Origin of the sequence: Halobiforma nitratireducens JCM 10879, from assembly GCF_000337895.1 — an archaeon.
In the GTDB taxonomy this organism is placed as follows: Archaea; Halobacteriota; Halobacteria; order Halobacteriales; family Natrialbaceae; genus Natronobacterium; species Natronobacterium nitratireducens.
Map to the genome: position 1 here is coordinate 1 of NZ_AOMA01000105.1, position 10750 is coordinate 10750.

Consider the following 10750-nt stretch of genomic DNA (forward strand, 5'->3'; position numbering starts at 1 on the left):
GCTGAGATGCTGCTTCACTCCGCCACTAAACTAGAACAGATGGCTCGAATACAAAGCCGAGGAACACGGTATCCTCGTTGACCGGGTGGACGAGGAGAACACCTCGAAGACGTGTTCGTGTTGCGGGCAGATTCGAGACAGCAACCGAGTGGAGCGTGGTCTGTACGTCTGTGAGTCGTGCGAGACGACGATGAACGCAGACGTGAACGGTGCGGTGAACATTCGCAGAAGGATAACTCAAAGTCCCCCGACGGGGGATATGAGTAACGGCTGGTTGGCACAGCCCGGAGTCTTCCTGTTCGACCGCGAGAGCGGACGGTTTACACCGAGAGAACAGGAAGTCTGCAAACCCTAATATCCCAACGCTGAGCAAATCGGAGATTTGCGATGTACGCGAATCTTCGATTCGCTTGACTCGGGATTCCTCCGCCTTCAGGCGGAGGAGGATGTCAAGAAAGAGTAGCCGGTGGTCGAAGCGGTTGGTTCGGTATTTGAAGATACCGAACCATGCTTCGATGAGCGAGCGATTACCCCACGTTTTACGTTCGTATTCGCAGCGGGGAGTTCGAGTGGCCAGTCGTACCACGGGCCGCGGTCACCCGCTGATACGGGCCGGCCGCGGCACCGTCCGAGGACATCTTTCACCCTTGCTCGGCCGCTTCCTTCACGCTAAGGTTGACACCCTTCGAAAAATGAAAGGTGAAAAGCGAATACGGCGGGCGAGTGCCCGCCGTGTGCTCGACGGCCGGCTGTAGGCCGTGACCGCTCCGACGCCAGCGACGGACCCTGCCTCTGGCAGCGACGTGTCCGTTCGTCTCCGTCGGCTGACATCGATTCGAGTATTGCTAGTGGGATGGGGGGATGTGTCGANCCCTGCCTCTGGCAGCGACGTGTCCGTTCGTCTCCGTCGGCTGACATCGATTCGAGTATTGCTAGTGGGATGGGGGGATGTGTCGACCCAGTGCGAACTATTCCGAAACGATCTCGCCGGTGTTAGGGTCCGGCGTGGTCCGGCGGACCCTGTCCGGAGTCGGTGCCGTCATCGCCGGGCGAGCCAGCGTGCTCCGGTGGACCCTGTGTGGACTCGTTGCCGTCGGCCGACGGGCCGGCGTGGCCCGGCGGACCTTGGATGGATTCGTTACCGTCGCCGTCACCCGGTGGGCCAGCGTGGTCCGGCGGGCCAGCGTCGGACGCGTTACCCGGGTTGTTCTCGGTGACGAACTCCGAGACCAGCGAACCGATGCCGCCGTCGGTCTCGTCTCGCTGCTCGGCGACGAACGCGGAGACGAGCGCGCCGAAGTTGTCCGGCGCTTCGTCGGCCTCGAGTGTCGCCGTGACCTCGTCGCTCAGGCCGTCCTCCTCGAGCGTGGCGGTGACGGTTACCGCCACTGTTTCGTCCGGTGGGGGTAACTCGACGGTACCGTTCTCGTCGACGCTGTAGTCGCCCGTACCCGCGTAGGAGACGTTCTCAGCGTCTTCCTCGTCGGCGAGTGCCACGTCGACGGACGCGTTCGTGACGGGGTCGGTTTCGGTTTCGTCTCCGCCGGCGGTCACCGCGACCACCACGTCGCCGTTCTGTGAGACAGTAACGGCCAGCGCGTCCGGCGACTCGTCCGCCTCGAGTTCGGCCGTCACCGACGCGGACGCGTCGTCGGTCGTCGCGGTGACATCGACCGCGACGGTCTCGTCGGGGGCGGGGAGGTCCACCGCGCCGTCGGCGTCGGTCGTGTACTCCCCGACGCCGCCGTAGGTGACGTTCTCGTCCGTCTCGTCGGCCAGCGTCACGTCGACGGTAGCGTTCTCGACGGCAGATCCGTTCTCCTCGACGGAGACGACGCCGTCGTCCGATACCACGAGCTCGAGGTCGCCGTCGGCCGACTCCGCCGCGGCCGTACCGACAGCGGCCAGGGCGAACAGGACGACGACGACTGCGAACGCGGTTGCAAACAGCCTGTAGCGATCCATCCGGTCGCAACGTTCACGGAAGATAGCATAAACCCGGGAGTCGATTGGGCTCCGTTTTAACCAGTCAAAACGAATTTAGGACAGACCTAAGCGTTCAAGAAGGTGTCTGAGCGTTTTATTTCGTTCGGAAAGGAGCCACGGCAGTCGCCTCACTCGCCGTCCACGCGAGCGACCAACTCCCCGGCCGCGTCGCGAGCGCGCTCCCGAACCGCCGTCTCCTCAAGGGTCAGCACCTCGCGGTCACGCATGAGGACCCGACCGTCGCAGATCGTGTGTCGGACGTCGCTCGCCGCCGCCGCGTACGCGAGGTGGCTCACGAGGTCGTGTCGGGGCGTCAGATGTGCTTTCTCGAGGTCGAGAACGGCCAGATCCGCTGGTTCCCCCTCCTCGAGTCGACCGGACTCGAGGCCGATCGCGTCGGCGCTGCTGGCGGTCAGCATGTCGGCGACTGTCGCCGCGGGTACCGCAGCCGCGTCCTCGGCGGCGAGTTTCCCGAGCATGGCCGCGTCGCGGGCTTCGTCGAGCATCGAGAGGTCGTTGTTCGACGCCGCGCCGTCGGTGCCGAGCCCGACGGTGACACCCGCTTCGCGCAGCCGCTGGACGGGGGCCATCCCGCTCGCGAGTTTCATGTTCGACGCGGGACAGTGGATCACGCCGGTGCCCGCCTCCGCGAGCAGACCGATCTCGCTCTCGTCGACGTGGACGCCGTGAGCGACGAAGTCCTGGGGCTCTAGCATCCCCTTCTCGGCGGCGTACGCAAGCGGCCGGACGCCCTGCTCTTCGACGATCGGCGTCACTTCGTCTTCGGTCTCGTTGGCGTGGTAGTGGATCGGAACGCCGATCTCGCGAGCCTTGGGAACGTACTCCTCGAGGTACTCCGTGCCGACCGTCGTCAGCGAGTGGGGCATAAACGCCGTCGAGATGCGGCCGTCGGCCGCGCCGTCGTACTCCGCGGCGATCTCGAGGCTCGTCTCCAGGTCCTCGCGAGCGCCCTCGTCGTCCTTGACGACCGTGACGACGCCGTGGCCGAGACGGGCCCGAAGGCCGGCCTCCTCGACTGCGGCGGCGATCTCGGGCACGTGGAAGTACATATCGGCGANACGACGCCGTGGCCGAGACGGGCCCGAAGGCCGGCCTCCTCGACTGCGGCGGCGATCTCGGGCACGTGGAAGTACATATCGGCGAACGCCGTGGTCCCGGATTTGATCATCTCGAGGAGGCCGAGTTCGGCTCCAGCCCGGACGTCGTCGGGGGTGAGCTCCGCCTCCGCTGGCCAGATATCCTCCTGGAGCCAGTCCTCGAGGGGTTTGTCGTCGGCGTAGCCGCGCAGTAGCGTCATCGCGACGTGACAGTGTCCGTTGACGAACCCGGGAGTCACGAGCGAGTCCGTCGCGTCGAGGGTCGCTTCGGCGTCGTCGGCGAGGTCGGTGCCGATCTCGAGAATCTCGCCGCGGTCCTGATCGATCAGTACGTCCGCGCGAACCACCGTCGCGTCGGGTCGGAGCACCCGCCCGCCGGTGAGTGCGAGCGTCGTCATCGGCCGGGATTTCTCCTCCGACCGCCTTATACTATCGACTCGCGTCGACCGTGGCCCGATCTCGAGTGGAACCGTTCCTCTCGACCCGCCGCGGTTGTGTCACCCGTCGCTGGCGACCGGCTCGCACCGCCAGTAGCCGGTTCGCTCGTCGATTGCGTATCCGACATCGGAGAGAACCCCCCTCGTTTCGCGTGGAACGTGCTCCCCGAGGGCCTCGTGGACTTCGACGAACACCGTCGGTCGATGGCTCTCGAACGTCTCTTTCGCACCGCGCAAGACGGCGGGTGCGGCACCTTCGACGTCGATCTTGACGGCGTCGGGTGGCGGCAACCGAGTGCCATCGCCCGCGTCGGCCGCATCGCTCGTCACGCTCGTCGCGCTCGCCCCGCTCGCGGCGACCGAGTCGATCCGGCGAACCGGCACGGACCGTACGTCGGCTACGGATGCCCCGTACCGGCGCGCGCTCTCGCGGTCGAACGCCGACAGCTCCGGGTTCGTCGACCGGTAGAACGGTCGGGTTCCGTCTTCGTCGCCGATCCCCCACGTTCGGGCATCGATGCGGTCCTCGAGGTCGTTCAGCGCCACGTTCGCCCGGAGCCGATCCGCGGCGGCCGGCGACGGCTCGAAGGCGACCACGCGTCGGTTCGGAGCCGCCGCGACGAGTCCGAGCGCGTAGACACCGACGTTCGCGCCGACGTCGTAGACGACCGCGGACGGGCCGCAGGTAGCGTCCAGTTCCGCGAGCATCGCGTCGCTCCCGTGGCGATTGAGCGGTTCGTAACAGCGGAAGCTGCCGGCCGGCGTCCGGTTTCGTCGCGCGATCCCCCGGTGCTCGTAGTTCACCCGGCTCAAGCGGTGGTAGCCGACGTGTGCGAGCCCCTCGAGGGTCTCGATCGTCTCGCGGACGCGACTCGCAGGCCCGACCGCGTCGTCGTCGGTGGCCATTCCGTACGGACCGCCACGCGCTCGTGCCTGTTGTAGCTTCGGTCGCTACAGTCGAGGCCAACGGCTACGTCCCCCCAGTTCGTATCCCGTCCCGTGGCCGACGACGACGAGACCGCCCGGAAGCGAGAACGAGCGTGGGGCCACGACTCGCGGCCGACTCCCCTCGAGCGCATCGTCGAAAGCGCACTCGAGGACACCACCCTCGAGTCCTGTCGCCGTCCACGGGCGGGCTCGGTCGCCGACACGTATCTGCTCGAACTCGACGGGTCACCCGCTCGGGCGGTCTGCAAACTCGGCGGCGCGAGCGTCTGGACCGGCGACGTGATCGAGCCCCACGTGCTCGAGGTCGTCGACGCGGCGACGGACGTTCCGGCCCCCGACGTGCTGGCGTCGGGTTCGGTCGTGGGCGGGGCCAGGGCCGGAGCCGGAGCCAGGGCCAGGGCAGTCCACTCCGACACGTCGGTCCGTCGCTGGGCCCTCTACGAGCACTGCGAGGGCGAGAACCCGGCTCCGGACTACCACGACCTCGAGGCCGACGTTCGGCGACGGCTGGTCGCCGACGCCGGACGACTGCTCGGGCGGCTCCACGCGGCGTGTCGCAGGTCCCGCAGAGCACCGCCTCCGTCGTCCGAGCACCCGGATCGACTCGTCGAAGGCGGCTGCGATCGGATCGGTGGCCTGGAGCGTGCGGCGTCGGAACGTGCCGGCTCCGGGGACCGTACGAGCCGGTTTCCGTCACCATCCCCACCTCTCCGGCGGTGCGAGCCCGACGGCTGGCACGCGCTCGTCCCAGACACTGCACCAGGAGAGCCACTCGAACCAGGGTTTCCGTTCCCTCGGTGGCCCCTCACGGGGATCGACTGCGATCCCGTTCTCACCCACGGGGATTACCAGCCGAGCAACCTGCTCGTCGACGGCGACGACCGCGGCACGATCACCGCGGTCCTCGACTGGGGCAACGCCCACGTCACGCACGCAGGGTACGCTCTCGCCCGGGCGGAAGCGCGGTTCGTCGACTGTCACGCTCGCGCGCTCTCGCCAGGAGAGCGGGGTCGCCTCCAGCAGGTCTTCCGGGATAGCTACGCAGCCGTTCCCGGTGTCGCCCTCGAGGGCGAGAGCGAAAGCGAGTTCGACCGCCGCGCGACGCTGTACAAGCTCCTGTGGTGCTGTCAGTCCGGGGCGAACTACGCCCGGATCGCCCGCGGCAAGCGGGGCCGACGGCAACTGTGGCGACAGCTTCGACGGCTCCTCGAGTGATCACCACAGGCGTGAGCGTTGTGAACGGTCGTCGACGGCTGGTCGCTTGCCGTCGTGCCGGTGCCGGCCCAGAACCGCAACGCTTCGTGTCGAGCGGCGCTCGGTTCGTGATGCCAGTCGGCGGATTTATCCCTGCTTTCGCCTAATCGTATGACATGAACGGCGGTCGTAACGGGAGGAACGGTGACGGCGACGGAGAACGCGATCGAAACGGTCGTGATGACGACCCCGCGGGTGGGTTCGAGTTCGGGCCCGAACGCGAGCCGACCGACGGCCGGAGCGACGAGGGCGGTACTGACACCGACGCCGTCCAACGGTCCGACGAGGACTCGCGGATCACGGTCGACCTCCGCGACGACGATCCTGCAGACGTCGACGCGGCTCCGCCGGGCGCGGACCCCGAGTTCGATCCCTCGGGCTCGGGTCCCGATCCCGGGCCGAACGCCGTCCGGAACTGGTCGGTGCTTACACTCGCGCTCGCGCTGGCGTCGTTCGCGACCGCCGGGTTCACCGTCCTCACTCACGACGACCCCGCGCCGGTCGCCGGCGCAACGATCCTCGGACTCGCGTTCGTCGGACTCGCGAGCCTGCCGCGGCTGGACCGGCCGACGCTGCTCGAAGGACTGGCCGCGGGCTGGCTCGAGCACCGCCGATACGTCTGGTTCTCCGTCGGACTCTTCGCCCTCGGAACCGCCGCCGGCGTCGCGTTGCTGCTTGCCGGCGTGAACCTGCTCGAGATCGTCGCCGAGTTACTCCAGGAGGACCTCTTCCCCGAACTCGAGGAAGAGGAGTTCCAGCTGACCGCGACTTTCTTCATCCAGAACAACACGCGGCCGTTCCTGCTGTCGATCGTCGGTGCACTCTCGCTTGGCCTGCTGACGGCGTTCGTGATGATCTTCAACGGCGTCGTCGTCGGAAACGTTACTGCCGCTGTCGGCGGCGAAGTCGGCTTCGACTTCATCGTCGTCGGCCTCACACCACACGGTATCTTCGAACTCCCGGCGCTCTTTATCGCCGCGGGCGTCGGCTTCCGGCTGCTCTACCGGTTCGGCGAGCGCGTTGCCGGTTCCCGGGAGGCCTTGTTTACGAAACCGTACCTCTACCGGACGATCGCGTTCGTCGTCTTCGGCTGGCTGTTGCTCGTGCTCGCGGCGTTCGTCGAGGCCTACGTTACGCCCGCACTGCTCGAGGCACTGTTCCCGGAACTGACGGCGGCACCGGACGGCCCCGGCGGGACCCTGCCCTGACCACGTCGACACGACCGCCTCGAGTGGTCCCGAGCCGCCGGTTCGGAGTTATCGAGACGGACCTGCCCCGGCCACAATTTTGTTTCTATTTTATTTTTCTGGAATATATTGGGTTCGTTAGTGGCAAACCGCTTGAAACAGGGGGACGTAGGAAGACACGAGTGATCACTCCGTGAAATCTACTATCAGCATCACCGGGATGTCCTGTGCGACGTGTTCCGGGACGGTCGAGGAGGCCGTCGGCGACCTCGAGGGGGTCGAGGGCGTCGACGTGAACTTCGCGACCGACGAGGGAACCGTCGAGTACGACCCCGACGAGATTTCGCTGGCCGATATCTACGCGACGATCGAAGACGCCGGCTACGACCCCGACCGGACGAAGACGACGGTCGAGATCGCCGGTATGTCGTGTTCNGACCAACGAGGACGCTATCGAGGGGATTCCCGGCGTGCTCTCGGCGACGGTCAACTACGCGACCGAAGAGGGGACCGTCGAGTTCAACCCACAGGACACCTCGCTTTCGGCGATCTACGACGCCATCGAGGAGGCTGGGTTCGAACCCGAACGCGGTGGCGACGACGGCGACGAACTGACCGAACAGCGGGAGAGCGCCGTCCAGCGGGAACTCCGGACGAAGCGCAAGTGGACGATCATCGGCGGGATTCTCACCGCACCGTTCGTGCTGGTGATGATCGACATGTTCGTCCCCGGCGTCCTGCCGGAGACGATCTTCGGCGTCGATCCCGACTGGATCGAGTTCGTCCTCGCGACGGCGCTGATGGCGACACTCGGCAAGCACTTCATCGAGGGCGCGTACACGTCGCTGGTCAACAACCGACAGGCGAACATGGACACGCTCGTGTCGGTCGGGACCACCACAGGCTACGTCTACAGTACGGCCGTCGTCCTCGGTGCGATCGAGGGCGGACTCTACTTCGAGGCCGTCGCCTTCATCCTGTGGTTCATCTACCTCGGCGTCTGGCTCGAGGCCCGTTCGAAGGCTCGTGCAAGTTCCGCGCTCCGCGAACTGCTCGAGATGCAGGCCGAAGAAGCCACTGTCGTCGAGTGGGAGACGTCCCCGGCGTCTCGAGCGGACGGCGACGCCGTCCCTGGCGACGAGATGGTCGTCCCGCTCGAGACGGTCGAACCCGGCGACGTGATGAAGGTCCGGCCGGGCGAGAAGGTGCCCACGGACGGGGTCGTCGTCGACGGCCAGAGCGCGGTCGACGAGTCGATGGTCACCGGGGAGTCGGTCCCCGTCGAGAAAAGCGAAGGCGACGAGGTCGTCGGCTCGACGATCAACGAGAACGGCGTCCTCTACGTCGAGGCGACCAACGTCGGCGAGGAGACGGCGATCCAGCAGATCGTCGAACGCGTGAAAGAGGCCCAGGCCCGCCAGCCGGACGTCCAGCGGCTGGTCGACAAAGTTAGCGCCTACTTCGTGCCAGCCGTGATCGTCAACGCCGTCTTCTGGTCGATCATGTGGGCGCTCGAGCCGGGCGTGCTCTTCGCGGTGTCGGACGCGCTCGGGTCGATCATTCCGCTGCTCGAGCCGGTCGGGGGCGGTCCGGCAGCCGCAGCCGGTCCCGAGGGGGTGTCGCTGCTCGAGTTCTCCGTGATCGTCCTCGCCTCAGCGATCCTCATCGCCTGTCCCTGCGCGCTGGGGCTTGCGACACCGATGGCGACGATGGTCGGCTCGACGCTGTCCGCGAAAAACGGCGTCCTCTACAAGGGGGCCGACGTTCTCGAGAAGGCTCGGGGCATCGACACGGTCGTCTTCGACAAGACGGGGACGCTGACCCACGGCGACATGCGCCTGACCGACGTCGTGCCGGTCGACGAGGCGGTCGAGACGAACGGAGGGACGCCGGCCGCCGACGGCGGCGTCCTCGAGACGACCGACGAGCCCACCGCCGACGAGGACCTCCTCCTGTCATCCGCGGCCAGCGCCGAGTCCGGCTCCGAACACCCGCTCGCGCAGGCGATCGTGGAGGGTGCCAAAGAGCGCGGCATCGATCTCTCGGACCCGACCGAGTTCGAGAACGTCCCCGGCCACGGCATCCGCGCGACGGTCCCCGAGGGCGAAGTGCTCGTCGGGAACCGCAAACTGATGGAAGACAACGGCGTCGACCCCACCCCCGTCGAGGCGACGATGGAGCGACTCGAGCGCGAGGGCAAGACGGCAATGCTGGTCGCTTTAGACGGAGCGTTGCTCGGCGTGGTCGCCACCGCGGACACGGTCCGTGACAGCGCCAAAGAGACCGTCGCCGAACTGCAGGACCGAGGGTACGACGTGATGATGCTAACCGGCGACAACGAACGTACCGGCCGGGCGATCGGCGACCAGCTAGGGATGGACCCCGACGACGTCCACGCCNGACGTGATGATGCTAACCGGCGACAACGAACGTACCGGCCGGGCGATCGGCGACCAGCTAGGGATGGACCCCGACGACGTCCACGCCGAGGTCCTCCCGGAGGACAAGGCCGACGAGATCGACGCGATCCAGGCAGACGGAAGCCGCGCGATCATGGTCGGCGACGGCGTCAACGACGCACCGGCGCTGACGACCGCCCACGTCGGCGTCGCGATCGGCTCCGGCACCGACGTCGCAATCGAGAGCGCCGACATCACGCTGATGCGGGACGACCCCGCCGACGTGTTGAAAGCGATGCGGGTCGCGGACGCCACCATCTCGAAGGTGCGCCAGAACCTGTTCTGGGCCTTCATCTACAACGCGACGCTGATCCCGATCGCCTCGATCGGCCTGTTGAACCCTGCGCTCGCGGGACTGGCGATGGCCGCCTCGAGCGTCTCGGTCGTCTCGAACAGCCTGGCGTTCATGCAGTGGGACCCCCACGACGACTACGTCTTCCTGCCGTTCCGGCCGTTCGTGTGGGTTGCAGACCGGGTGATGAGCTGATGACGGGGACCACTGGCAACGGTCGACGCACGTTCCTCGCGTCGGGTGCGGCGGCGATCGGACTCGTCGTGGCCGGCTGTCTCGGCGACGGGGGCGGCGACGGCGACCCCGATATCGACGAGTGGGACGACGGTCCGCTCGCGGTCACCACGGCGACCCAGTATCAGGGCCCGAACTGTGACTGCTGTGACGCCTACGCCGCTTATCTCGACGATCACCTCGAGAGCGACCTCGAGACGGTCGTCACCGACGACCTCACGGACGTCAAGGCCGAGCACGGTATCGACCGGTCGCTCCAGAGCTGTCACACCGTCGACCTCGACGGAACGATCGTCGAGGGGCACATACCGGTCGCGGTCGTCGCATCGGCGCTTGCAGACGACATCGAGGGGATCGCCCTCCCCGGAATGCCCGCCGGCTCGCCGGGAATGGGCGGGCAGAAAACCGAGGAGTGGACGGTGTACGAACTCGAGGCCCAGGCCGAGGGGGAGCCGCCGGTGTACACCGAGATCTAGGGGCCATAACGGAGTTGTCTCGAGTCCGAGTCGTTCGTGAACACGCGGGCGGTAGCGGCTCTTGCGAGGACGTTGGCGTCATCCCGGGGCCGTTCGTCGCGGGGCTGGTCGTCCTCGTGGTACTGGCGTACGGCGTGCTCGTGATGGCCGCCCTGTTCGTCGGGCACGGCCTGGTTGCTTTCGGGATCGGAAGTGCCTCGCCGCGATGCATCCGACATCGTTCGGATGGACGGCGACGACGCGGACGGTGTGGAGGAGTCGGACGCGTTGGAGACGCCGACGCGGTCGGAGAGGTCGACGGACGACATCGACTGGTCCGTTCTCCTGTGGGTGGCCCCTCGATCTCGCTTTCTCGGCGG

Annotated in this window: 5 protein-coding genes and 4 pseudogenes; 5 read left to right on the top strand and 4 right to left on the bottom strand. The window is 66.9% G+C overall.

Going from position 1 to position 10750, the window contains the following annotated elements; genetic code table 11:
* Positions 1 to 37 precede the first annotated feature (37 nt).
* A pseudogene (locus C446_RS18045) lies at positions 38 to 355 on the top strand (zinc ribbon domain-containing protein); the annotation flags it as partial.
* 638 nt (positions 356 to 993) lie between these two features.
* Here C446_RS18045 and C446_RS10320 read toward each other — a convergent pair.
* The 3 genes and pseudogenes from C446_RS10320 to C446_RS10330 form a co-directional block, all read right to left on the bottom strand.
* Positions 994 to 1965 (bottom strand): collagen-like protein, encoded by a 972-nt coding sequence (locus tag C446_RS10320; RefSeq protein WP_006673040.1) that lies wholly within the window; start codon positions 1963 to 1965, stop codon positions 994 to 996.
* 149 nt (positions 1966 to 2114) lie between these two features.
* A pseudogene (locus C446_RS10325) lies at positions 2115 to 3502 on the bottom strand (amidohydrolase).
* A gap of 99 nt (positions 3503 to 3601) precedes the next feature.
* Positions 3602 to 4447, bottom strand: a complete 846-nt coding sequence (locus C446_RS10330; protein WP_006673041.1) for an FkbM family methyltransferase — start codon at positions 4445 to 4447, stop codon at positions 3602 to 3604.
* 93 nt (positions 4448 to 4540) lie between these two features.
* Here C446_RS10330 and C446_RS10335 point away from each other — a divergent pair, with 93 nt between their 5' ends.
* From C446_RS10335 to C446_RS20385, 4 genes and pseudogenes are all read left to right on the top strand, one after another.
* Positions 4541 to 5704: a phosphotransferase family protein gene (locus C446_RS10335; RefSeq protein WP_006673042.1), complete on the top strand. Its 1164-nt coding sequence runs from the start codon at positions 4541 to 4543 to the stop codon at positions 5702 to 5704.
* A 155-nt stretch (positions 5705 to 5859) separates the two neighbouring features.
* Positions 5860 to 6951 (top strand): stage II sporulation protein M, encoded by a 1092-nt coding sequence (locus tag C446_RS10340; protein ID WP_006673043.1) that lies wholly within the window; start codon positions 5860 to 5862, stop codon positions 6949 to 6951.
* A 199-nt stretch (positions 6952 to 7150) separates the two neighbouring features.
* Positions 7151 to 9876: pseudogene (locus tag C446_RS10345) on the top strand (heavy metal translocating P-type ATPase).
* Positions 9877 to 10181: 305 nt separating this feature from the next.
* Positions 10182 to 10391: pseudogene (locus tag C446_RS20385) on the top strand (DUF411 domain-containing protein); the annotation flags it as partial.
* Here the strand turns inward: C446_RS20385 and C446_RS10355 are convergent.
* Entirely contained in the window at positions 10388 to 10609 is a 222-nt protein-coding gene (locus C446_RS10355; RefSeq protein WP_006673045.1) for a hypothetical protein, read from the bottom strand. The pseudogene C446_RS20385 and the gene C446_RS10355 sit on opposite strands and share 4 nt — an antisense overlap.
* Positions 10610 to 10750: the final 141 nt, after the last annotated feature.

Bases quoted from the DNA above. Each gene is read 5' to 3' on its own strand.
- C446_RS10340 (WP_006673043.1), top strand. From the start codon at position 5,860: ATGAACGGCGGTCGTAACGGGAGGAACGGTGACGGCGACGGAGAACGC.
- C446_RS10355 (WP_006673045.1), bottom strand. From the start codon at position 10,609: ATGTCGGATGCATCGCGGCGAGGCACTTCCGATCCCGAAAGCAACCAG.
- C446_RS10330 (WP_006673041.1), bottom strand. From the start codon at position 4,447: ATGGCCACCGACGACGACGCGGTCGGGCCTGCGAGTCGCGTCCGCGAG.
- C446_RS10320 (WP_006673040.1), bottom strand. From the start codon at position 1,965: ATGGATCGCTACAGGCTGTTTGCAACCGCGTTCGCAGTCGTCGTCGTC.